Below are 21,689 nucleotides of genomic sequence, written 5' to 3'. Positions count from 1 at the left end.
CCACCGAGCCCCACGAGCCGCCACCCACAACGGAGTGACAGATGTCCTCTTCCGCCACCGCCCCGACCAGACGTCGGGCGTCACTACGCAAGGTCGTCACGGCCAGCGCCCTCGGCACCACGGTCGAGTACTACGACTTCACCCTCTACGCGACCACCGCCGCCCTGGTCTTCGACGACGTCTTCTTCCCCGACGCCTCACCCCTGGTCGGCACCCTCGCGGCCTTCGCCACCTACTTCGTCGGCTACGTCGCCCGCCCCCTGGGCGGCGTCCTCTTCGGCCACTACGGCGACCGGCTGGGCCGCAAGAACGTACTGATCGTCACCATGCTGATGATGGGTCTGGGCACCTTCGCCATCGGCCTGCTGCCCTCCTACGACAGCATCGGCGTCGCCGCCCCGATCCTGCTGGTGCTGATCCGGGTGCTCCAGGGGCTGGGCATGGGCGGCGAGTACGGCGGAGGCGTACTGATGGCGCTGGAGTACAGCCCCCGACAACGGCAGGGCCTCTACACCTCGCTGGTCCACATCGGCACCCCCGCCGGCGTACTGCTCCCGGTCGCCCTGGTCAGCGCGCTCGACAGCACCCTGCCGGCCGGCTCCTACGACGCGTGGGCCTGGCGGCTGCCGTTCCTCGCCAGCATCCTGCTCATCGGGGTGGGCGTCTACATCCGACTGCACATCACCGAGAGCCCCGAGTTCGTGCGGATGCGGGAACAGCGGGAGGTGCAGAGCCTGCCGGTGCGCGAGGTGCTCACCCGGCAGCCGGGCACCGTGGTCGCCTCGATCATCGCCAAGCTGGCCGAGAGCGGACTGTTCAACATCTACTACGTGGTGGCCATCACCTACGTCACCACCGAACTCGACCGCGACAAGGGCCCGGTACTGCTGGCCGTCCTCGTCGCCTGCGCCGTCGAGTGCCTGACGCTGCCCCTGTTCGGCGCCCTGTCGGACCGTGTCGGCCGACGGCGGGTCTACATCGCCGGCGCCCTCTTCCAGGCCGTACTGGCGGTGCCCTTCTTCCTGCTGGTGGAGACCGGACACTTCTGGGCCTACGTCCTGGGCATGTCACTGGGCCTGGGCGTCGGACACGCGGCGATGTACGGGGCACAGGGCGCGTTGTTCTCCAACCTGTATCCGGTGAACGTCCGCTACACCGGCCTGTCGGTCACCCAGCAGGTCGGCGCCACCCTCGGTGGCGGCCTGTCGCCCCTGATCGGTACCGCCCTGCTGTCGGCGGCCGGCGGCCACTGGAGCTGGCTGATCGCGTACTGCGTCGGCGTGGCCGTGCTGTCGGCCGGCGCCACCAGCAGGCTCGGCGCCGGGGAGGCACCCGTCCTCGAAGGGCCGGCCACCACCGGAGCGGACACCCGACCGACCGCCACCGAAGGGACTCCCACACCGTGAACCGCCTCTTCCTCCCCGACGGCGACCCGGTGCCGCCCGCACTGCGCGGGTTCGCCGACGCCCACCCACGGCTGGTGCGGCTCCACGAGGAACCGCTGTTCGTCACCGCCCGCCAGCCCCACCCCGGACGCCGTACCGCCCTGGTGTCCGGGGGCGGGTCCGGGCACGAGCCGATGCACGCCGGCTTCGTGGGGCGCGGCATGTTGGACGCCGCCGTACCCGGCCGGATCTTCGCCTCCCCGCACAACCGGCAGGTGTACGAGGCCAGTCGGGCCGTGGCCGGCCCCGAGGGCGTGCTGCACGTGGTGAAGAACTACACCGGGGACCGCATCAACTTCGGCATCGCCGCCGAACGCCTGCGGGCCGACGGCATCCCGGTACGCCGGGTGCTGGTGGACGACGACCTGGCCACCGAGAGCGAGGAGACCGCGACCGGCCGGCGCGGCACCGGGGCGACCGTACTGGTGGAGAAGCTGCTCGGGGCCGCCGCCGACTCCGGGATGGGGCTGGACGAACTCGCCGGGACCGGCGCGGAGTTGGTGGCCCACTCGCGCAGCGTGGCGGTGGCCGCCCGGGCCCAGACCTCGCCCACCCAGGGCGGGGAGGCCTTCTCCCTGGAGGAGGACCGGATCGAGTACGGCGTGGGCATCCACGGGGAACGGGCCGCCACCACCGTGGAGCGCCCCTCCTTCGAGGAGCTGACCGACCGGATGACCCGACAGGTGCTCACGTCCCTGCCGCCCGACACCGACCAGGTGCTGCTGCTGGTCAACGGGCTGGGCTCCACCACCCTGCTGGAGCTGTACACGATCCACCAGCGGGTGTCCGCGATCCTCACCGCGCGGGGCGTACGGGTGGCCGGCCGGCTGGTGGGGACCTTCGTCCCCGCCCTGGACATGAGCGGCTTCTCCCTGACCCTCACCGCCTCCCGCCCCGAATGGTCCTCCTGGTGGCACCAGGAGGCACTCACGCCCGCCTTCCCCAGCACGGAGACGATCCGATGACCTCCACCACCCCCGACCAGCGGCGCTTCCTGCTCGCCTACGCCGAGGCGGCCCACCAGGCCCACGAGGTCCTCACCCGACTCGACCAGCTGTCCGGCGACGGGGACTTCGGCGACAACCTGCGCGAGGGCCTGGACCGGGTCGTCGCCGCGCTCGCCGAACAGCCCGACACCCCTCCGGTGACGGTCGCGGCCGGCGTCTTCCTCGACGAGGTGGGCGGCACCAGCGGGCCCCTGCTGGGGCTGATCTTCCAGGAGCTCGGCCGCGCCCTGGCCGAGGACTCCGGCCCGGGGGCGTGGGCCCGTGGGGTACGTGAGGGGCTGGCCGCCGTACAACGGGTCGGGGAGGCCGAGGTCGGCGACCGCACACTGGTGGACGCGCTGGTACCGGCCCGGGACGCCCTGGAGGGGAGCGCCCCCTTCGCCGAGGTCGCGGCGGCCTCCTGGAGCGCCGCCCTGGACACCGCCCGGCTGCGCGCCCGCCGGGGCCGGGCCTCCTACGTCGGTGACCGGGCCGTGGGGCACCCCGACCCGGGCGCGGTGGGGGTGGCCCTGATGTTCCAGGCGCTGGCCCGCGCCGGGGAGCTCGAACCCTCCGCCGGTTACGGGGAGTTGCTGGACCAGCTGCGTTCCCTGGCGTACGGCTCCGGCACGGCCGAAGCCTGAGGGCCGGTCGCTCCCCGGCTCAGGGCCTGAGCCGGGGCGTCGGCACCGGGGGTCCCGCGCCCGGCCCGAACCCCGTACGGGCCGGGCGCGGACAGGCCTGTGGCCGGCCACCCCGGGGGATGGCCGGCCACGGGTGACGCGCGTAGCGGTCGGGGTCTCGGGCCCCTCGACCGACTAGCGCCGGTGCGTCACTTCCAGATGTCGGCCACCCACTCCGGGTGGTCGATGAACGGGTTCCGGTTCTTCTGGAACTGCTCGAAGATGACCTCGTTGCGGTTCTTCTCGAAGTCGCTGGGCGGGTCGGCCTCGTTCCACTCCTTCAGGACCGACAGCCGGCCGTGCAGGGGGTTCTTGCCGTTCTCGACCTCGTCGTTGGGCTCAAGGTCGGGGTAGGAGTCGTTGCCCTCGTAGCGCACGGCCATGTAGAGGATCATCCGGGCAACGTCGCCCTTGACCTCGTCGCGGGGCTCGAAGGAGTCGTTGTCGGTGTAGTTGCCCGGGGCTCCCTCGACCTCCTCGCCGCCCTCGTCGAAGTCCTTGTTGCCACGGGTGCTGTTCACCGTCACGTCGGCGGGACGCAGGTGGTGGACGTCGGTGCCCGGTCCGGTGGCGGTACCGAAGTCACCGTGCGACTTGGCCCAGACGTGCTCGCGGTTCCACTGGCCCGAACCGCCGCCGTTGTTGTCCTTGGACACCGACTCGCCGCTGTACAGCTCGATCACGTTGGAGGAGTTGTCCGGGTCCTCGTCGGTGACCTTCAGCGCGTCCCAGACCTCGTCGTAGCTGAGCTGCTCGTTGTTGCTGATGATGCCGTTGAGGGCGGTCTTCAGCTCGTCACCGGTCTTGCCGATGGCGTCCTTGTAGTAGTCGTCGTCGTACGGGCTGACGGTGGTCGTCGTGGCTCGCTCGTCGACGGTGGCCGAAGCCGGCACCTGCGCGCAGAGGGCGATCATGGTGGCGCCGCCCAGAAGGGCGATGGGGGTGCGCCAACCACGGCGGGCTATACGAGGAATCGTCATGTGGGGGCTTCCTCTCTCGTGGGCGGAGCGATGGATTCGCGCCACCCAGATGAAGTGTGGTCCGGGAAAGCCTGCCCAGAAAATCGAACGTGTTCAAGGGGAGACGGGGGAAAACGAACGGAACGTCCCCAACAGCCGGGGTGAATCCTTCGGTTGACCCGGCCCGGAGCCGGCCGCCGACCCTCGTGAGGTCGCCCCGGATCGAACGGGGCCACGCCGACCTCCCCGGACGGGGGACGCCCCCGGAGTCGGCGCCCCGACGCCGCGTAGGATCCAGGCACGGACGGGGGATGATCGGTGCTTACGGTGCCGAACCAGCTCCCGGCTGCCCACTCACCGTTCACCGAGGGATGCGGAGGCATCGCGCGATGGGGATCGTCGCCGGTCTGGACAGTTCCAGCGAGTACACCCGCCTGGTCGTCTGCGACACCGACCGGGGCGAGGTGCTGCGGCAGGGCTACGCGGCCCACCCGGAGCAGCGGGACGACCCGCAGTCCTGGCTGCTGTCCCTGGGCGAGGCCGCCGAGGGTGGGCTGCTGTCCGAGGTACAGGCCATCGGAGTCGCCGCGCAGCCGGGGCTGGTGCCCCTGGACGGAGCCGGACTCCCGGTGCGCAACGCCCTGTTGGGCCACGACCGCGCCATGCAGACCGCCGCCGCCGAACTGGTGGACCTGCTGGGTGGCCGGCAGGCGTGGACGGAGGCGGTCGGCACGGTGCCCCGCCCCACCCATCCGGTGACCAAGCTGCGCTGGCTGGCCCGCACCGAACCGGAGGCCGCCGGGCGGGTGGCCGAGGTGCTCCAGCCCCACGACTGGCTGTCCTGGCAGTTGCTGGGGCGGCCGGACCAGCGGGCGACCGACCGGGGAGACGCCTCGGGCAGCGGCTACTGGTCCGCCGTCACCGGGGAGTACCGCCCGGACCTGGTGGAGGTGGCGCTCGGTCACCCGGCTTCCCTGCCCCGGGTGTTGGGGCCGGCCGAACCGGCCGGGCGCACCCCCGAGGGCCTGCTGATCTCGGCCGGCACCGGCGAGACCATGGCCGCCGCCTTCGGACTGGGCGTCGGCGTCGGTGACGCGGTGGTGTCCCTGGGCGCCTCGGGTTCGGTGTTCTCGGTGCACCACGAGCCGTTGGTCGACCCCACCGGCACCATCTCCTCGTACGCCGACGCCACCGGACGCCACCTGCCGGTGGTGCGCACCCTCAACGCGATGCGGGTGCTGCGGGGCGCGGCCGAGATGCTGGGCACCGACCTGGAGGGCCTGTCCCGGCTGGCCCTGGAGTCCACTCCGGGCGCCTACGGTCTGGTGCTGTTGCCGTATCTGGAGGGTGAGCGCACCCCCGAACTCCCGCACACCGCCGGGTCGTTGCACGGGTTGCGGCGGGAGAGTATGCGCCCGGAACACCTGGCGCGGGCCGCCGTGGAGGGGATGCTCTGCGGGCTGGCCGACGCCCTGGACCTGTTGCGGGGTCGGGGGGTGGCGATCCGTCGGGTGTTCCTGCTGGGTCCGCAGTTGCCGGTGCTGCACAAGCTGGCCCCCGCGTTGTGGGGGGTGCCGGTGGTGGTGCCCGAGCCGAGCGACTACACCGCGCTGGGCGCGGCTCGGCAGGCCGCCTGGGCGCTCGCCGGATCGCAGGAGCCGCCGCACTGGCCGGAGCCGACGTACCAACTCCACGAGCCGCAGGAGGAGTTGGCCGTCGGCCAGGCGGTCAGACAGCAGTTCGTGACCGTCCGCGAGCAGGAGCATCCGGGCGCCTTCGAGGGGCACCCGCTGCCCTCGGCGGGGCAGCCGAGCGCGGAACCGGCCGGTGAGCCGACGGGCTGGGCGGGCGATCAGTCCAGGTAGCCGCGCAGCTGGTTGGCGTGGGCGTGGCTGCGGAGCTTGCTGAGCGTCTTGGACTCGATCTGCCGGATACGTTCGCGGGTCACGCCGAAGAGTTGGCCGATCTCCTCCAGGGTGCGGGCCCGGCCGTCCTCCAGTCCGTACCGCAGGGCTACCACCTGGCGTTCCCGGTCCCCCAGGGTGGACAGCACGGCGCCCAGGTGCTGGCGCAGCAGCAGGAACGCGGCGGTCTCCACCGGGGCCGGCATGTCGCTGTCCTCGATCAGGTCACCGAAGTTGAGGTCTTCCTCCTCCCCCACGGGGGTCTGGAGGGAGATGGGGTCCTGGGCGAGCCGTAACACCTCGACGACCCGCTCCGGGGTGAGGTCCAGCTGCTCGGCGACCTCCTGGTGGGAAGGCTCCACCCCGCGTTCCTGGAGCATCCGGCGCTGTACCCGGACGACCCGGTTGATCAGTTCGACCACGTGCACCGGCACCCGGATGGTGCGGCCCTGGTCGGCGAGGGCGCGGGACATCGCCTGCCGTATCCACCAGGTCGCGTAGGTGGAGAACTTGAAGCCCCGAGCGTAGTCGAACTTCTCCACCGCCCGGATCAGTCCGAGGTTGCCCTCCTGCACCAGGTCCAGCATGGTCAGTCCCCGGCCCACGTAGCGCTTGGCCACCGAGACCACCAGCCTGAGGTTGGACTCGATCAGCCGGCGCTTGGCCATCCGGCCCTGCACCACCAACCGGTCGAGGTCCCAGGCGAGTCGGGGGTCCAGGGCGGTGGAGGTGCGCAGCTTCTCCTCGGCGAACAGTCCCGCCTCCACCCGGCGGGCGAGGTCGACCTCCTCCTCGGCGGTCAGCAGCGGGATACGGCCGATCTCGCGCAGGTACTGCCGGAACAGGTCACCCCCCGGCCCGTGGGCGGGCGCCCCACTGGTCGCGGCGGTCTCCACACGGGTGGGCCGACCGGTACGGGCGGGGGGTTGTCCGGGAACCCTGGCCTGCCGTTCCCGGGGGGAGGGAGACGAGGTCAGAGGGGATCTATGCGCGTCACTGATCAGGGTCTGGGACTGCACGGGGGGCGACCTCCAGGTGATCGCTGCCGGGGTGGGGGGCGACATGCGAGACAGGGGCGGTCACGGGAAGTCCGTACCGTCCCGGGCGGTGCTGGTGATCGATGGCCCCGGGCCCCGGAAGGGCTCGACGAGCCCCGTGCGGGATCAGGTGCCGCAGCCCAGTGTGCGATAAGAGACGGTCCGGCCACGAGGGGCCTGCGGGCAGTTTTTCCTCACGAGTTCTCCCACAACGGGCGGTCAGGAAGCCCGCCCGGGCACGTCGGTGGAGCTCAGAGCGCCTCGGCGCCGCGCTCGGCCAGCCCGGTGCCGTACCGCTGGAGGGCCCAGATCTCCCGGCGCAGCTCCGTGGAGTCGCCGCCCTCGGACTCCAGCCGTAGCGCGGAGCCCTCCAGTTCCCGGATGCGTTCGTTGACCGCCGCCCGTCGGACGGCGACCAGTTGCATCCCCGCGTAGGTCTCGTCCACCTGGCGCCGGAGCCGGGGGGACTCCACGGCCAGCTCGGTGATCAGCGACCGCACCGTGTCGTCCGGGGCGGCCTCGCGCACCCGGTCCAGGTAGTCCCGGTCGGCGGCCTCCACCCCGCCGGCCTCCTCGATGGCCCGGCGCACCTGGGCGTAGGGCGGGGCGGTGAACTCGTCGGGGAGGTAGGCGTCGAAGGCCGGGGCCACCAACTGCGGGTGCTGCAGGGCGAGTTTGAGCAGCTCACGCTCGGTCAGCTGGGCCTTGTTGCGCAGGTGCAGCGCCGGCCCGTGGGCGCCGGGCGCCGGGCGGGCCACCCCCTGTGGCGGTGCCACCCGGTCCCCGCCGGAACGGGCCGGGGCGGTGGACCGCTGCTTGGCCCAGCGGGCCAGCTGGCCCACCCGTCGGACCACGAACTGGGTGTCCAGGATGCCGAGTTGGCCGGCCAGGCGTACCGCGTACTCGTGCTGGATGGCCGAGTCCTTGATACGGGCGACGATGGGCGCCGCCTCCTCCAGGGCGGCCGAGCGCCCTTCGGCGGTGTCCAGGTTGTGCTGGCGGACCACCGAGCGGATGGCGAAGTCGAACAACGGGGCCCGCCCCTCGACCAGTTCCCGCACCGCCTCGTCCCCCCGGGCCAGCCGCAGGTCGCAGGGGTCCATGCCCTCGGGAGTGATGGCGATGGTGGTGCGGGCGGCGAACTTCTGGTCGTCCTCGAAGGCGCGCAGCGCGGCCTTCTGCCCCGCCGCGTCACCGTCGAAGGTGAACACCACCTCGGAGCGGGAGTTGTCCATCAGCAGGCGGCGCAGGATCTTGATGTGCCCCTCGCCGAAGGAGGTACCGCAGGTGGCGATGGCCCCGGTCAGTCCGGCGAGGTGACAGGCCATCACGTCGGTGTACCCCTCGACCACCACGGCCCGGCCGGACTTGGCGATCTCCCGCTTGGCCAGGTCGATGCCGTACAGCACCTGGGACTTGTGGTACAGCGGGGTCTCGGGGGTGTTGAGGTACTTCGGGCCGTTGTCGTCCTCCCGCAGCCTGCGGGCACCGAAGCCGACGACCTCGCCGGTGATGTCCCGGATGGGCCAGATCAGCCGGCCACGGAACCGGTCGATGGGGCCGCGCCGGCCGTCCTGGGCCAGCCCCGAGGTGAGCAGCTCCTTCTCGGTGAAGCCCCGGCCGCGCAGGAAGCGCACCAGGTGGTCCCAGCCGGCGGGGGCGTACCCCACGGCGAAGTGTTCGGCGGCCTCCCGGTCGAAGCCCCTGTCGTGCAGGAACCGGCGGGCGATCTCGGCTTCCGGCTCCTCCATCCGCTCGCGGTAGAACTGGGCGGCCACCTTGTGCGCCTCGACCAGCCGGATGCGCTCCCCCTGCTGGCGCCCGGGGGTGTAGCCGCCCTCCTCGTACCGCAGGGTGATGCCGGCCTGGCCGGCCAGCCGCTCCACCGCCTCGGCGAACGACAGGTGGTCGACCTTGCGGACGAAGTCGAGGGTGTCCCCGCCCTCCTGGCAGCCGAAGCAGTGGTAGAGCCCCTTGCTGGGGCTGACGTGGAAGGAGGGGGACTTCTCGTCGTGGAAGGGGCACAGCCCCTTGAGGTTGCCGCCCCCGGCGGGGCGGAGTTGGAGGTACTCGGAGACCACGGCGTCGATGGGGACCGCGTCCCGTACCGCCTTCACATCCTCGTCAAGGATCCGTCCTGCCACGGTGGCAGTCTACGGGCGGGCCCGGACAGCCCGCCGGGCCCGCCGGTGTGGACCGTGTCGGGGCGAGGTGGTACACGGCGGCCACGAACCGGCCTCAGACCAGGGACTCCAGGGGCACCTGGGGGTCGGCCAGGGCGTCCGGCTCGACCTCGGTACCGGACCGGACCAGCTCCTGGATGGGGCCGGTGACGTCCCAGACGTTCATGTTGAGCCCGGCCAGCACCCGGCCCTGGCGCAGCCAGAACGCGATGAACTCCCGCTTGCCGACGTCTCCCCGGCACACCACCTGGTCGTAGGAGCCGACCGGGGCGTGACCGGAGTACTCGATCCCGACCTCGTACTGGTCGGAGAAGAAGTACGGCACCCGGTCGAAGGCGACCTCCTGGCCCAGCATGGCCCGGGCGGCGGCCGGGCCGGTGTGCAGGGCGTTGGCCCAGTGCTCGACCCGCAGCGGGCCGGCGGCCACCGGGCTGTCCGGGGCGAACTGTTCGGCCGGGTAGCGCACCGCCGCGACGTCGCCGGCGGCGTGGATGAGCGGGTCGGAGGTGCGCAGCGCGGCGTCCACCACGACCCCGCCGGTCGAGCCGGACGCCAGCTCCAGTCCGGCGGCCTCGGCCAGTCCGGTCCGGGGCGCGGCGCCGATCGCGGCGAGCACCGCGTGCGCGGGGTGTTCGGCGCCGTCGTCGGTACGGGCGGCCAGCACCAGCCCGTCCCGCCCGAGGATCTCGGTCAGCCGTACCCCGAACTCGAAGCGCACCCCCTTCTCCCGGTGCAGCTCGGTGAAGAGTCCGCCCAGCTCGGGGCCCAACTGGGAGTGCAGGGCGGTCGGTTCGGGCTCGATGACGGTGACCTCCGCGCCGCGAGCCCGGGCGGCGGCGGCCACCTCCAGACCGATCCAGCCGGCGCCAGCGATCAGCAGGTGGCCGTTGTCCCGGCCCAGGGCGTTCAGGGTGCCGCGCAGCCGCTCGGCGTGCGCGAGCCGCCTGAGGTGGTGCACCCCGTTGAGGTCGGTGCCGGGGATGCGCAGCCGGCGGGGTTCGGCGCCGGTGGCCAGCAGCAGCCGGTCGTAGTGGATGAGGGTGCCGTCACCCAGCCGTACGGCCTGGGCCGCGCGGTCCAGGTGCAGGGCGGGCTGGCCGAGGTGCAGTTCGATGTCGTGCCCGGCGTACCAGGAACGGGGGTGGACGAACACGCTGTCCCGTTCCTCGTCGCCGGTGAGGTAGCCCTTGGACAGGGGAGGCCGCTCGTAGGGGTGGTCGCGCTCGTCGCCGATCAGTATCACCCGCCCGGTGAACCCCTCCTCCCGGAGGGTCTCGGCTGCTTTCGCCCCGGCCAGCCCACCGCCGATGATGACGAACGTCTGGTGTGCGTCGACCACGTCTCCTCCTCGAAGGCGCCCCGCACCGGGGACACCCGCTGTCTGTCGCGGCTTTCTCTTAGGGCTCCCCCGTCCACCTCACGGTGCAATCTTCTCCTCCGCGCCCCTCCCACCGGGACGCCACTCCCGTGGGGCGGCGGATTTTCCGCTGTCGGCTCCTGCCGGCCGCCCGGGGTGGGCGGTGCTCAGCCGTGGGTCATCCGGCGGTGCAGGGTACGGGCCGAGGCGTCGGTGAGGGACGCGATCTGGTCGATCACCACACGTAGCCGGGTCCGGTCGTCGCCCGCGGCGGTGAACAGGGCGCGGAACTGCGGGTCCAGCCCGTCCGGGGCGCGGGCGATCAGGGCCTGGGTCAACTCCCCCAGCACCACCCGCTGTTCGGCCCGCAACCGCTCCTGGTCCGGGCGCTGCATCACATAGCGGTCGGCCATCGCCTTCAGCAGGGCGCACTCCAGCCGCGCGCCCCGGGGTACGACCAGGTCGGCCCGGTAGCGGGTCAGGGGGACGGACTCCCCGTGGGCGGCGCGGGTGGCCGTCTCGGCGGCCACACAGAAGCGTCCGATCAGCTGGCTGGTGGCGTCCTTCAACCGGGCCTGCGCCATGGCGGAGCCGTCGTAGCCGTGCGGCCACCACTCCATCTCCAGCAGTCCGTCGAGCACCTCGGCCAGTTCGGCGTGCTCGGCCGGTTCGCCGCCGGGCAGGTACCGGCTGGCGGCCAGCCGCAGCACGTGGTCGCGCTCGGGGTCGGCCAGCAGCAGGTTGGGGTCCAGGTGGCCGGCGTGCAGGCAGTCCTCCAGGTCGTGCACCGAGTACGCCACGTCGTCGGCCCAGTCCATCACCTGCGCCTCGAAGCAGAGCCGGTGGGGCGGGGCGCCCTGGCGCACCCAGCGGAAAAGGTCGAGGTCGTCCTCGTACACCCCGAACTTGGGCGAGTGCGGGTCGGTGGGGTGACCGCCGCGTGGCCAGGGGTACTTGGTGGCCGCGTCCAGGGAGGCGCGGGTGAGGTTGAGGCCCACACTGCGGTGGCCCTCCTCCTCGCCGAGGAAGCGTTTGGGCTCCAGTCGGGACAGCAGCCGCAGCGACTGGGCGTTGCCCTCGAAGCCCCCGCAGGGCTCGGCGAACTCGCGCAGCACCTCCTCGCCGTTGTGGCCGAACGGCGGATGCCCCAGGTCGTGGGAGAGGCAGGCGACCTCCACTAGGTCGGCGTCACAGCCCAGGGCGGCGCCCAGTTCCCGCCCCACCTGGGCGCACTCCAGGGAGTGGGTGAGCCTGGTGCGGGGGCTGGCGTCCCAGTCGTGGGCGCTGGACCCGGGGGTGACCACCTGGGTCTTTCCGGCCAGTCGGCGCAGGGCGGCGGAGTGCAGCAGCCGGCCCCGGTCCCGTTGGAAGGCGGTGCGGCTGTGCCGCTTGTCCGGCTCGGGGGCGAACCGGGCGGTGGCCGCGGTGTCGTAGCCGAGGCCGGGAGTCCGCTCGCCGGGGCCGGTGGTGGGCTGGTCGTACACGCCATGCATATGCCGACAGTAGTCCTATCCGGTGGGGAGGGACGTGGCCGGTGTCACCGGGGGCCGGCGTGCGGGCCGGACACGGCTGGTGGTCCGGCGTCCGGCCGGGTCCCCGTCGGCTCGCCGGGGTGCGGTCGGGGTTGCGGGGGGGGCGCCCCACACGGACCGAACACGGGCCGAACACGGGGCCGAAAACTGACGCCTCATCGGTTGTCCCGGAGACGCCGTACAACCCCCGGCCGGGGTCGTGGGTCTTCGTCTGTGGCTGCGCGCAAACCACGTGAAGCAGCTGTGAACCGAAGTGTCATCGTTCGACGGAAAACGAGGTCTTTATGATGAAGCGCACCTTTGCCCTGGGCGCGGCGGCCGTGCTGGCCGCTGGTGGCGGTCTGCTCGCCACCTCCACCACCGCGTCCGCCGCGGAGGCCAAGGCCACCTACGGCGGCCAGTGCGGCACCGGCTACAGCGTGGTCAACCAGGCTGGCATCGGTGACGAGGGCACGGTGTTCCTGACCTACAACTCCGCCACGGGCAAGAACTGCGTGGTCACCATCCGCAACACCACCGACGAGCCGGTGGAGATGACGGCGTACGTCCGCGCGCTCACCGACGAGCCGAGCGAGCGGGTCGTGGACGAGGGCGAGTACACCCAGTACGCCGGCCCGGTCTACGTCGACGGCGCGGGCTACTGCGTGGAGTGGGGCGGCCAGATCGACGAGGCCACGTACGACAACCCCAGCTCCAACTGCGGTTCCAAGGCCGCGAAGGCCAACACCCCCTGATCCGGGGGCTGTTGACGCGGCGGGCCCGTCCTGGGTCGGGCCCGCCGCCACTCCCCGGTCCGCTTCCGGCGGGAACCGGCCGGGGAGCCGGAACGTCGGCTGAGGTGTGACTCCCTCTGTCCGCGCACGTGTCCACCGTCTGACGCGGCGGATTCGCCCACCGCGCACCCGCCCGGGACAGCGGCGGCTGTTCCAGACGGTGGTCCTGCTGTGCGCGGTCGGTCTCCTGCCCGCCACCTGGGTACGGCTGACCACCGACGACCGGATCTCCACCGCCGCCGAGGCGCCCCGCGCCCCGGTGGCGGTGGTGTTCGGGGCGGGCCTGTGGGACGGCGAGCCCTCCCCGTACCTGGCCCATCGGCTGGACACCGCGCGGGAGTTGTACGAGCGGGGCCGGGTGCGGGCGATCCTGGTGACCGGGGACAACGGCACCCGCTCCTACGACGAGCCGAGCGCGATGCGCGACTACCTGCGCGACGCCGGCGTCCCCGCCTCCCGGGTGGTCGCCGACCACGCCGGCTTCGACACCTGGGACAGCTGCGCCCGGGCCCGACGGATCTTCGGAGTGCGGCACGCCCTGCTGGTCAGCCAGGACTACCACGTACCCCGGGCCACCAGCCTGTGCCGGGCGGCCGGGATCGATGCCCACGGGGTGCGGGTCCCCGAACCCCGCGACCTGACCTGGGTGTTCGGCGGGGTGCGGGAGCTGCCCGGGGCGGTCAAGGCCGCCGCGAACGCCGCCCTCCGCCCCGACCCGACGTTCCTGGGGCCACGGGAGGACGGGATCAGCGAGGCCCTCGCCGACCACTGAGCCGCCTCAGCCCGCTGGGCCCCGCCCCGCTCAGGAGCCCTCCGGCGAGGTCTCCTCGGCCACCCAGCGCAGGTAGTCGTCGTTGCCGTCGACCACCGGGGTGGCCAGGATCTCCGGTACGTCGTAGCTGTGGGCCTCGCGCAGTGCGCCCTCCAGCTCCGGGTAGCGGGCCTCGGTGGTCTTGAAGGTCACCAGCCACTCCGGGTCCTGGTGTACGCGCCCCTCCCAGCGGTAGACGGAGGTGATCGGCGAGGACACCTGGGCACAGGCGGCCAGTCGCCGCTCGACCGCCAGGGCGGCCAACTCCCGCCCGGCAGCCTCGCTGTCGACGGTCACCGCCACGGTCAGCACTCCAGTGGTCACGTTCACTCCTGTTCCTGTGTTTCTCACGGGTCTCGCGGGTCTCGCGGGTTCTTACGGATCCTCACGGCCGCCACCCGCCCCGCCCGTACACGGGAGCGGTACGGCGGTCTCGGGGCACGCACCGGACAGGCCGTCCGCCGACCCCCCGGGGGACGGCGGCCCCCTCCGCGCCCAGTCTTCCACCGTGGCGATCAGCCTTGACGCGTCCCACCCTGGTCCCCGGCCGGACCGACCACCCGTTCCGCCGCCGCCATGGCCACCGCGACCTCGGTGCCCGCCAACCCCGTCGAGGCGAACAGGGTCACCTCCCGAGGGGCCCGCCGCCCCGGGTGGTCGCCGGCCACCAGCGCGCCCAACCCGACCATGGCCGCCGGGTCGCACAGGGGGCCGTCCTCGGGACCGGTACCGGACTCGGCGGCCTGCGCCAGGGAGTCGGTCACCACCAGGTCGGCGCGCTCCACCAGGGTGGCCGGGATCTCCCGGGCCGACCGCGACTTGGGGCCCAGGCAGTTGAGGTGGGTGCCCGGCGCCACCCAGTCCGGTTCGATGACCGGGGTACGGCTGGAGGTGGCGGTGACCACCACGTCCTGTTCCCGTACCGCCTCCTCGGCGGAGGGGGCCAGCCGTACGGTCAACCCCAGCCGCTCACGCACCCGTTGGGCGAGGTCGGCCGCACGGTCGGGGCGGCGGCCGTACAGGGTGACCTCGGACAGTCGGCGCACCGAGGCGATGGCCCAGATCTGGGTCCAGGCCTGCTGGCCGACGCCCACCACCCCGAGCCGGCTGGCCTCCCGACGGGCGAGCACGTCGACGGCGACCCCACCGATCGCCCCGGTACGCCGGGGTCCCAGCTCCCGCCCGTACACCAGCGCCCGCAGGGTGCCGTCCCGGTGCCAGACGGCGACCAGTTGGTCGCTGTCTGGGGTGGTGAGGTAGGCCCGGAACCCCAGGTGTTCCGGGCCTCGGCCCGAGGTGAACACCAGCCGGTCGTCACCGAGGGAGGCCGCGACCCGGGCCGGGGCGTTCAGTCGGCCCCGGTGGTGGTCCAGCAGGGCGGTACGGACCGCCGCCAGGGTGGTGGGGGCGTCCAGGTGGGCGCGGACCTCCTCGTCGCCGAGCAACATGGGGAGGGAGGAGGGAGGGGCCATGGCCGGAGGGTAGTGCGTGGGACTGGGGGGAGGACGTGAGAGGGCATGGCCGTTTCGTTCAAGAGGCGGTGCCCCGGGCCGCCTAGCGTGAGGGCATGACACCTCGTCTCGACATGATCGGCCTGGTCACCCGTGACATGGCCGCCTCCCTCACCTTCTACCGCCACCTCGGCCTGGAGTTCCCCCCGGGCGCGGAGACCGAGCCCCATGTGGAGGCCGTCCTCCCCGGGGGGATGCGCATGGGCTGGGACACCGTGGAGATGGTCCGCACCCTGGACCCCGACTGGGTACCGCCGCAGGGCGGACCGGCGGGGGCGCTGGCCTTCCTATGCGACTCCCCGGCCGAGGTGGACGCCACCTACGCGCTGCTCACCGAGGCCGGATACCTGGGTGAGCACGCCCCCTGGGACGCCTTCTGGGGCCAGCGCTACGCCTCGGTGCGGGACCCGGACGACAACGCGGTGGACCTGTTCGCCCCGCTGGCCGAGGCCCCGCCCGAGGAGTGACCCGGCCGGGTCGGGAGAACGGGCCCACGGCGGAGCCTCAGCGGGAGAACAGGTCCCCGGGGGTGAGGCCGGTGAGCTGACGCAGCTCCCGGGTCATATGGGCCTGGTCGGCATAGCCGGCGGCCGTCGCCACCCCGGCCAGGCCGCCCGACTCCCCTGTCGCCTCGCCCAGTTGGAGGGCCCGTCGCATCCTGAGCACCCGGGCCAGGGTCTTGGGCCCGTACCCGAACGCCACCTCGCTCCGTCGGCGCAGCTGCCGGGCGCTCAGCCCCAGCCGGTCGGCCGACTCGGCCACTCCCACCCCCTCCCCCAGCAGGCGGACGGCGTGGGTGAGCGCCGGATCGGGTGCGGCCCAGTGGTTGGAGGCGATCGCCTCCAACCACCGCCCGGGGCCGGACGGTGGGGCGGTCGCGCCCCAACGGCGTACCCGGGCGGCGCCCCACAGGTCCTCCAGGGGTACCCGTCGGTTCCGCAGCTCGTGGGCCGGCACCCCCAGCACACCGGGGGCGGTGCCCGGGGCGAACCTCAGCCCCACCACCGGGCCGGCCCGCCGTCCGGTCAGCTGCGCCACGGTGTCAGGTCCGGCCACCACCAGCCGGTCGCCCCACCAGAGCAGGTCCATGCAGCCGTCCGGCAACACCCGTCCCGTCCCCTCTCCGGGCTCGGGGTCGATCCGCCACAGCACCGCTCCGGGGACGGTCGAGGGCCGTTCCTGGTACATGCGCCCAGCATGGCACCGTCCCCGTATCCGGGGGCTGCGCGGCCCCGGAGCCGCGGCTACGAGGAGCGGCGGGCGCCTCCCCGACGGCCGGCCCGCAGCCACTCCCGGTTCATGGCGGTGATGGACTGGAGGGGGATGCCCTTGGGGCAGGCGGTGGCACACTCCCCGGCCAGGGTGCAGCCGCCGAAGCCCTCCTCGTCCATGGTCGCCACCATGTCCAGCACCCGGCTCTCCCGCTCCGGCCCGCCCTGGGGCAAGGCGCCCAGGTGGTTGACCTTGGCCGAGGTGAACAGCATCGCCGAACCGTTGGGGCAGGCCGCCACACAGGCGCCGCACCCGATGCACTCGGCGTGCTCGAAGGCGCGGTCGGCGTCCGCCTTGGCCACCGGGGTGGCGTGGGCGTCCGGGGCGGAACCGGTGGGCACGCTGACGTAGCCGCCGGACTGGATGATGCGGTCGAAGGCGGTACGGTCCACCACCAGGTCCCGGATCACCGGGAAGGCGCCGGCGCGCCAGGGCTCGACGTCGATGGTGTCGCCGTCCCGGAAGGACCGCATGTGCAGCTGGCAGGTGGTGGTGCGTTCCGGGCCGTGTGCCTGTCCGTTGACGACCAGGGAGCAGGCCCCGCAGATGCCCTCCCGGCAGTCGTGGTCGAAGGCCACCGGCTCCTCCCCGTCGAGGATCAGCCGCTCGTTGAGGGTGTCCAGCATCTCCAGGAAGGACATGTGCTCGTCGATGTCGTCCAGGTGGTAGCGGGCCATGGCCCCGGGGCTGTCGGGGTCCGGTTGCCGCCAGACGCGCAGGGTGAGCCTCATGCGTAACTCCGCTGGGTGGGGTGGACGTACTCGAAGGTGAGCGGTTCGCGGTGGAGCACCGGGGCGGTGCCGGTTCCGGTGAACTCCCAGGCCGCCGCGTAGGAGAAGTCCTCGTCGCGGCGGGCGGCCTCGCCGTCGGGGGTCTGGGACTCCACCCGGAAGTGGCCGCCGCAGGACTCCTCGCGGTGGAGGGCGTCCAGGCACATCAGCTCGGCCAGTTCCAGGTAGTCGACGATCCGGTTGGCCTTCTCCAGCGACTGGTTGAGCCGCTCGCCGCTGCCGGGCACCCGCACCCTGCGCCAGAACTCCTCGCGGATGGCGGGGAGTTGGTCCAGTGCCTTGCGCAGGCCCTCCTCGTTCCGGGCCATGCCACAGCGGTCCCACATCAGTTCGCCGATCTGACGGTGGAAGGAGTCGGGGGTACGGTCCCCGTCCACCGACAGCAGCCGCTGCAGGCGTTCCTCGACCTCCCGTACCGCCTCCCGGGCGGCGGGGTGCCCCTCGTCCACCGGCTCGGCGTCGGGGTGGCGGGCGAGGTAGTCGCCGAGGGTGGGCGGCAGCACGAAGTAGCCGTCCGCGAGCCCCTGCATCAGGGCGCTGGCGCCGAGGCGGTTGGCGCCGTGGTCGGAGAAGTTGGCCTCCCCGACGGCGAACAGCCCGGGCACGGTGGTGTGCAGGTCGTAGTCCACCCACAGCCCGCCCATGGTGTAGTGCACGGCCGGATAGATCCGCATCGGTACCTGGTAGGGGTCCTCGGCGGTGATCCGCTGGTACATGTCGAAGAGGTTGCCGTACCGCTCGGCCACCCCGGCCCGGCCCATCCGCTGGACCGCGTCGGCGAAGTCCAGGTAGACGCCCTGGCCTCCGGGGCCCACGCCCCGCCCCTCGTCGCAGACGTTCTTGGCCGCCCGGGAGGCGATGTCCCGGGGCACCAGGTTGCCGAAGGAGGGGTAGATCCGCTCCAGGTAGTAGTCGCGTTCGGCCTCGGGGATCTGGTCCGGGGGTCGGCGGTCGCCGGCCTCGCGCGGCACCCAGATGCGGCCGTCGTTGCGCAGCGACTCGCTCATCAGGGTCAGCTTGGACTGGTGGTCCCCGGTACGGGGGATGCAGGTGGGGTGGATCTGGGTGAAGCAGGGGTTGGCGAAGAGGGCGCCCCTGCGATGGGCCCGCCACACGGCGGTGGCGTTGGAGTTCATGGCGTTGGTGGACAGGTAGAAGACGTTGCCGTAGCCGCCGGTAGCCAGCACCACCGCGTCCGCGAAGTGGCAGCTGATCCGCCCGCTGACCAGGTCCCGGGCCACGATGCCCCGGGCCCGTCCGTCCACCACGACCAGGTCCAGCATCTCGGTGCGGGCGTGCATCCGTACCGTGCCGGCCGCGATCTGTCGGGACAGCGCCTGGTAGGCGCCCAGCAGCAGTTGCTGCCCGGTCTGTCCTCGGGCGTAGAAGGTGCGGGACACCTGCACCCCGCCGAAGGAGCGGGTGTCCAGCAGTCCGCCGTACTCCCGGGCGAAGGGCACGCCCTGGGCCACGCACTGGTCGATGATCTCCACCGAGACCTGGGCCAGCCGGTGGACGTTGGACTCCCGGGCGCGGAAGTCGCCGCCCTTGACGGTGTCGTAGAACAGCCGCTGGATGGAGTCCCCGTCGTTGCGGTAGTTCTTGGCCGCGTTGATGCCGCCCTGGGCGGCGATGGAGTGGGCGCGCCGGGGGGAGTCCTGGTAGCAGAACTGGACGACGCGGTAGCCCTGTTCGGCCAGGGTGGCACCGGCCGAGGCGCCGGCCAGTCCGGTGCCCACCACGATGACGGTGTGCTTGCGGCGGTTGGCGGGGTTGACCAGTCGGGCCTGGAAGCGCCGGCGGTCCCAGCGTTCGGCCACCGGTCCGTCGGGGGCCGCCCGGTCCACGAGTTCGGGGCCGGCCGTGTAGTCGGCGTAGGTGGCGTAGTCGGCGTAGTCAGTCATGTCAGCTCACCACTCCTGTCATCACCCCGACGGGTACGGCGACGAACCCGGCCGTCAGGGCCAGGGCCAGGGCGTTGGCCAGGAACCGCAGGGCGCGTTCCCGGGCGACACTGCCCACCCCGAGCGTCTGCGCGGCGCTCCAGAAGCCGTGCCGTACGTGCAGTCCCAGGGCACAGACGGCGGTGATGTAGACGAGGTTGCCGTACCAGGTGGAGAAGGTGTCGATGATGTTCTGGTACGGGTGCAGCTCCTGGAAGCCGCCGGGGTGGGCGTGACCGGTGGTCAGGTCGAGGATGTGCCAGACCAGGAAGAGGCCGAGGATCACTCCTCCCCAGCGCATGGTGCGGGTGGCGTAGCTGGTCCGGGCCCGTCGGGAGGCGTAGCGGACCGGCCTGGCGCGCAGGTCACGCCGGCTGAGCTGGTAGGCGCACACCGCGTGCAGCACCACCGAGGCCAGCAGCGCCACACGCGCCATCCACAGCCCCCAGTGGGAGTGGAGCACCGGCTCGCCCATCCCCCGCAGCCAGCGGGCGTAGCCGTTGATGTCCTCGGGGCCGAGGAAGACCTTGAGGTTGCTGAGCATGTGGGTCACCAGGAAGCCCAGCATCACCAGGCCGGTGACGGCCATCACGACCTTCTTGCCGAGGGTGGACCGCCAGAACCAGCCGGCCGGGGAGGGCAGTGGGGAGGGGGCCTCGGGGGCCGCCCGCGTGGTCGGTGCCATGGGTCGAACGTAGGACCGTGGGAGGTGAGAGGTCCAAGAGATCGTGGGACTGTTGCCGATAGGGACTGGCTATGCCGGGAGGGTTTCCGCTGGTGCGTGGGCCCGGCCCGGGTGCCGTACGGGCCCGGTTCAGCCCTGGGTTCCGAACCGGACCAGGGCCCAGGCGGCGGAGGCGAAGGCGGCGGTGTTGCAGACCGCGCGCACCCGGTTCCAGCGCGTCCACTCGGCCTCGAAGGCCTCCCGCGCCGCGTGGAGCCGGTCCGCCGACTCCGGCAGCCCGCCCTTCTCCAGGGCGTCGTTCAGCGGGATGTGGTACCGGAAGGTGATCAGCAGTACGCCCGCGTAGAGCACCAGGGCCGCCACGATCCACGGCAGCGCCGCCCGCCGCTGGCCGGCCAGTTGGAGGGCGCCCGCGAGGAGGAGGAACACCAGGGAGCCGCCGAACAGCAGCAGGAACCACCCGTTGAGGATGGCCCTGTTGATGCCCCGCATCCCCTCCACGAAGCCGTGGTCGGAGCCCTGGGCCAGTCCGGGCATCACGGCGACGGCCACCCCGTAGTACAGGCCCGCGCTGAGTCCCGTCGTCAGTACGGCCGCCATCAACGACAGCCCCTGTAGCGTCCGCAGCATGGTGCGCTCCCACCGTGTTCGCCCTGGTACGTCCTCCTCAGTGAACCCCCGGGCCGGTGAGCGTCGCCATCGCTCAGAGCGGCGTCCACATAAGCGGGCGTCTCCGTGGGCGGTGGTCGGCCGGTGCGGTACGGGGGAAGGGGGCGGGTACGAGGCGCCTGGTCCACCGGTGACCGTTGACCGGCCGCCGGTGGAGCAGGGGCGGTGGTTCAGGCGGTCACCGACTCCAGGGTGGTGCCGACCCGGTGGGCGTTCTGGAAGACCGTCAGCGGGGGGATCGACCCGGAGCAGTACATGGTGGCGCCCTTCCAGTACGAGTTCCCGCCGTTCATCGTGGCGCAGGGCGGCCGGAAGTCGCTGAGCAGCTTCTCGCCGTTGACCCAGACCTCCAGCAGGGAGCTGTCGGGGTCGGCCGAGAACCCGACCCGGTACACCAGGCTGTACACGGTGTCGACGGCCACCGGACACAGGTGCTCGGCGTAGGCGTCGCTGTCGCCGCGCACCGACAGGTTGCCGTCGAAGACGTCGAACTCGACGGGCGGCGACCCGCTGTCGGAGCCCTGGTGGATCTGGTTGACGAGGCAGAACGGGTTGTCCTGGTCGATCGGGAAGTCCGGGGGCAGCACGAAGTCCACCCGGAAGTACAGGTCCTCGCCCTCCCCGCAGTCCTGGGCGGCACCGGGCCGCGCCTCGTAACGCGTCTGCCTCTCCTCCAGGGAGATCCGCAGGGCACGGCCCAGGAGGGGGTGCTCGACCACCGGCATACCGGGGCCGTCGTTCTCGATGTCACCGTCCTCGTACTGGATCTGGACGTTGCCGAAGCCCGCCTCGTAGGAGTCCGACGCCGACGACAGGTCGGCCGCCCACAGCAGGTCGGCCGCCGGACCGGGGTCGGCGTGGGCCGGGCCGGTACCGGCCCAGGTGGCGCTGGCGCCCAGGGCGACGGCGGCCGGAACGGCCGCTCCCAGGCCGAGGAATGTCCTTCGTTCCACGGGGCTCTCCACGGTGGTGTCGGGGATGACCGGCAGACGGTCGCACGGGCCGGACCCGGCCACAAGGTGCCGGTGCCACCGCCCCGTACGGCCGTCCGACCCCTTGTGGGGCCCCGCCCCAGGTCACCCCCTCCTCCCGGGCGCGACCCGTCGAGGGGGCGTCGGAAAATGGTCCCGTCGGGTGGTGGGGTGCCC

General features: G+C 72.5%; 20 protein-coding genes. 7 read left to right on the top strand and 13 right to left on the bottom strand.

Translation table 11 applies throughout. From position 1 onward, the window contains the following. The first annotated feature begins 41 nt into the window (after nucleotides 1-41). The 3 genes from ABZT14_RS04625 to dhaL are packed head-to-tail and all read left to right on the top strand — an operon-like array spanning nucleotide 42 to nucleotide 3,075. On the top strand, nucleotides 42-1,406 hold the full coding sequence (locus ABZT14_RS04625) for an MFS transporter (protein WP_356296822.1): 1,365 nt from the start codon (nucleotides 42-44) through the stop codon (nucleotides 1,404-1,406). Beyond that, a complete protein-coding gene (locus tag ABZT14_RS04620; RefSeq protein ID WP_356296820.1) occupies nucleotides 1,403-2,410 on the top strand; it encodes a dihydroxyacetone kinase subunit DhaK in 1,008 nt (335 codons plus the stop codon). The genes ABZT14_RS04625 and ABZT14_RS04620 overlap by 4 nt, the downstream gene beginning before the upstream one ends. Beyond that, nucleotides 2,407-3,075, top strand: coding sequence for a dihydroxyacetone kinase subunit DhaL (dhaL, locus tag ABZT14_RS04615; protein ID WP_356296816.1), 669 nt, complete (start codon nucleotides 2,407-2,409; stop codon nucleotides 3,073-3,075). The genes ABZT14_RS04620 and dhaL overlap by 4 nt, the downstream gene beginning before the upstream one ends. 188 nt (nucleotides 3,076-3,263) lie before the next feature. Here the strand turns inward: dhaL and ABZT14_RS04610 are convergent, their stop codons facing one another. Further along, entirely contained in the window at nucleotides 3,264-4,094 is an 831-nt protein-coding gene (locus ABZT14_RS04610) for an endonuclease (protein WP_356296813.1), read from the bottom strand. A 368-nt stretch (nucleotides 4,095-4,462) separates the two neighbouring features. Between ABZT14_RS04610 and ABZT14_RS04605 the strand changes: the two genes are divergently transcribed. Further along, nucleotides 4,463-5,938 (top strand): FGGY family carbohydrate kinase, encoded by a 1,476-nt coding sequence (locus ABZT14_RS04605; RefSeq protein WP_356296810.1) that lies wholly within the window; start codon nucleotides 4,463-4,465, stop codon nucleotides 5,936-5,938. On the opposite strand, the gene ABZT14_RS04600 is transcribed toward ABZT14_RS04605, so the two are convergent. The 4 genes from ABZT14_RS04600 to ABZT14_RS04585 form a co-directional block, all read right to left on the bottom strand. Further along, nucleotides 5,926-7,041 (bottom strand): RNA polymerase sigma factor, encoded by a 1,116-nt coding sequence (locus ABZT14_RS04600; RefSeq protein WP_356296808.1) that lies wholly within the window; start codon nucleotides 7,039-7,041, stop codon nucleotides 5,926-5,928. The two genes, ABZT14_RS04605 and ABZT14_RS04600, sit on opposite strands and share 13 nt — an antisense overlap. Before the next feature lie 224 nt (nucleotides 7,042-7,265). Beyond that, nucleotides 7,266-9,158: a DNA primase gene (gene dnaG / locus ABZT14_RS04595; protein ID WP_356296806.1), complete on the bottom strand. Its 1,893-nt coding sequence runs from the start codon at nucleotides 9,156-9,158 to the stop codon at nucleotides 7,266-7,268. Nucleotides 9,159-9,252: 94 nt separating this feature from the next. Further along, entirely contained in the window at nucleotides 9,253-10,536 is a 1,284-nt protein-coding gene (locus ABZT14_RS04590) for an FAD-dependent oxidoreductase (RefSeq protein ID WP_356296803.1), read from the bottom strand. Between the two features lie 185 nt (nucleotides 10,537-10,721). Then, nucleotides 10,722-12,047 (bottom strand): deoxyguanosinetriphosphate triphosphohydrolase, encoded by a 1,326-nt coding sequence (locus ABZT14_RS04585; RefSeq protein WP_356296800.1) that lies wholly within the window; start codon nucleotides 12,045-12,047, stop codon nucleotides 10,722-10,724. Between the two features lie 326 nt (nucleotides 12,048-12,373). Here ABZT14_RS04585 and ABZT14_RS04580 point away from each other — a divergent pair, with 326 nt between their 5' ends. Further along, entirely contained in the window at nucleotides 12,374-12,820 is a 447-nt protein-coding gene (locus tag ABZT14_RS04580; protein WP_356296797.1) for a spore-associated protein A, read from the top strand. A gap of 106 nt (nucleotides 12,821-12,926) precedes the next feature. Next, entirely contained in the window at nucleotides 12,927-13,631 is a 705-nt protein-coding gene (locus ABZT14_RS04575; protein ID WP_356296794.1) for an ElyC/SanA/YdcF family protein, read from the top strand. 30 nt (nucleotides 13,632-13,661) lie between these two features. Here the strand turns inward: ABZT14_RS04575 and cutA are convergent, their stop codons facing one another. Both cutA and ABZT14_RS04565 read right to left on the bottom strand, forming a co-directional pair. Beyond that, nucleotides 13,662-13,994 (bottom strand): divalent-cation tolerance protein CutA, encoded by a 333-nt coding sequence (gene cutA / locus ABZT14_RS04570; RefSeq protein WP_356296791.1) that lies wholly within the window; start codon nucleotides 13,992-13,994, stop codon nucleotides 13,662-13,664. 191 nt (nucleotides 13,995-14,185) lie between these two features. Next, nucleotides 14,186-15,142: an ornithine cyclodeaminase family protein gene (locus ABZT14_RS04565; protein ID WP_356296788.1), complete on the bottom strand. Its 957-nt coding sequence runs from the start codon at nucleotides 15,140-15,142 to the stop codon at nucleotides 14,186-14,188. Nucleotides 15,143-15,237: 95 nt separating this feature from the next. On the opposite strand from ABZT14_RS04565, the gene ABZT14_RS04560 reads away from it, so the two are divergent. Continuing rightward, complete coding sequence (locus ABZT14_RS04560) at nucleotides 15,238-15,648, top strand: VOC family protein (RefSeq protein ID WP_356296786.1); 411 nt, start codon at nucleotides 15,238-15,240, stop codon at nucleotides 15,646-15,648. Nucleotides 15,649-15,685: 37 nt separating this feature from the next. Here ABZT14_RS04560 and ABZT14_RS04555 read toward each other — a convergent pair whose 3' ends face one another. The 6 genes from ABZT14_RS04555 to ABZT14_RS04530 all read right to left on the bottom strand — a co-directional run bounded on the left by ABZT14_RS04555 (nucleotide 15,686) and on the right by ABZT14_RS04530 (nucleotide 21,494). Continuing rightward, nucleotides 15,686-16,369, bottom strand: a complete 684-nt coding sequence (locus ABZT14_RS04555; RefSeq protein ID WP_356296784.1) for a helix-turn-helix transcriptional regulator — start codon at nucleotides 16,367-16,369, stop codon at nucleotides 15,686-15,688. A gap of 56 nt (nucleotides 16,370-16,425) precedes the next feature. Further along, the gene (locus ABZT14_RS04550; RefSeq protein WP_356296782.1) at nucleotides 16,426-17,184 is read right to left on the bottom strand and encodes a succinate dehydrogenase/fumarate reductase iron-sulfur subunit; all 759 of its coding nucleotides are present in this window, start codon (nucleotides 17,182-17,184) and stop codon (nucleotides 16,426-16,428) included. Beyond that, a complete protein-coding gene (locus ABZT14_RS04545) occupies nucleotides 17,181-19,148 on the bottom strand; it encodes a fumarate reductase/succinate dehydrogenase flavoprotein subunit (RefSeq protein WP_356296780.1) in 1,968 nt (655 codons plus the stop codon). Before ABZT14_RS04545 ends, ABZT14_RS04550 begins: the two co-directional genes overlap by 4 nt. A 1-nt stretch (nucleotide 19,149) precedes the next feature. After that, nucleotides 19,150-19,872 (bottom strand): succinate dehydrogenase, encoded by a 723-nt coding sequence (locus tag ABZT14_RS04540; protein WP_356296777.1) that lies wholly within the window; start codon nucleotides 19,870-19,872, stop codon nucleotides 19,150-19,152. A gap of 129 nt (nucleotides 19,873-20,001) precedes the next feature. Next, nucleotides 20,002-20,502, bottom strand: a complete 501-nt coding sequence (locus ABZT14_RS04535) for an anthrone oxygenase family protein (protein WP_356296774.1) — start codon at nucleotides 20,500-20,502, stop codon at nucleotides 20,002-20,004. A 209-nt stretch (nucleotides 20,503-20,711) separates the two neighbouring features. Then, nucleotides 20,712-21,494 (bottom strand): heparin lyase I family protein, encoded by a 783-nt coding sequence (locus tag ABZT14_RS04530; RefSeq protein ID WP_356296771.1) that lies wholly within the window; start codon nucleotides 21,492-21,494, stop codon nucleotides 20,712-20,714. Nucleotides 21,495-21,689: the final 195 nt, after the last annotated feature.

Origin of the sequence: Streptomyces sp. NPDC005438 (assembly GCF_040606315.1) — a bacterium.
Lineage (GTDB): Bacteria > Actinomycetota > Actinomycetes > Streptomycetales > Streptomycetaceae > Streptomyces.
This window is presented reverse-complemented; position numbering and strand designations above follow the sequence as displayed.

Bases quoted from the DNA above. Each gene is read 5' to 3' on its own strand.
- ABZT14_RS04580 (WP_356296797.1), top strand. From the start codon at position 12,374: ATGAAGCGCACCTTTGCCCTGGGCGCGGCGGCCGTGCTGGCCGCTGGT.
- ABZT14_RS04625 (WP_356296822.1), top strand. From the start codon at position 42: ATGTCCTCTTCCGCCACCGCCCCGACCAGACGTCGGGCGTCACTACGC.
- ABZT14_RS04565 (WP_356296788.1), bottom strand. From the start codon at position 15,142: ATGGCCCCTCCCTCCTCCCTCCCCATGTTGCTCGGCGACGAGGAGGTC.
- ABZT14_RS04535 (WP_356296774.1), bottom strand. From the start codon at position 20,502: ATGCTGCGGACGCTACAGGGGCTGTCGTTGATGGCGGCCGTACTGACG.
- ABZT14_RS04555 (WP_356296784.1), bottom strand. From the start codon at position 16,369: ATGTACCAGGAACGGCCCTCGACCGTCCCCGGAGCGGTGCTGTGGCGG.
- ABZT14_RS04605 (WP_356296810.1), top strand. From the start codon at position 4,463: ATGGGGATCGTCGCCGGTCTGGACAGTTCCAGCGAGTACACCCGCCTG.
- ABZT14_RS04600 (WP_356296808.1), bottom strand. From the start codon at position 7,041: ATGTCGCCCCCCACCCCGGCAGCGATCACCTGGAGGTCGCCCCCCGTG.
- ABZT14_RS04610 (WP_356296813.1), bottom strand. From the start codon at position 4,094: ATGACGATTCCTCGTATAGCCCGCCGTGGTTGGCGCACCCCCATCGCC.
- ABZT14_RS04540 (WP_356296777.1), bottom strand. From the start codon at position 19,872: ATGGCACCGACCACGCGGGCGGCCCCCGAGGCCCCCTCCCCACTGCCC.
- ABZT14_RS04550 (WP_356296782.1), bottom strand. From the start codon at position 17,184: ATGAGGCTCACCCTGCGCGTCTGGCGGCAACCGGACCCCGACAGCCCC.
- ABZT14_RS04560 (WP_356296786.1), top strand. From the start codon at position 15,238: ATGACACCTCGTCTCGACATGATCGGCCTGGTCACCCGTGACATGGCC.
- dhaL (WP_356296816.1), top strand. From the start codon at position 2,407: ATGACCTCCACCACCCCCGACCAGCGGCGCTTCCTGCTCGCCTACGCC.
- ABZT14_RS04585 (WP_356296800.1), bottom strand. From the start codon at position 12,047: ATGCATGGCGTGTACGACCAGCCCACCACCGGCCCCGGCGAGCGGACT.
- ABZT14_RS04545 (WP_356296780.1), bottom strand. From the start codon at position 19,148: ATGACTGACTACGCCGACTACGCCACCTACGCCGACTACACGGCCGGC.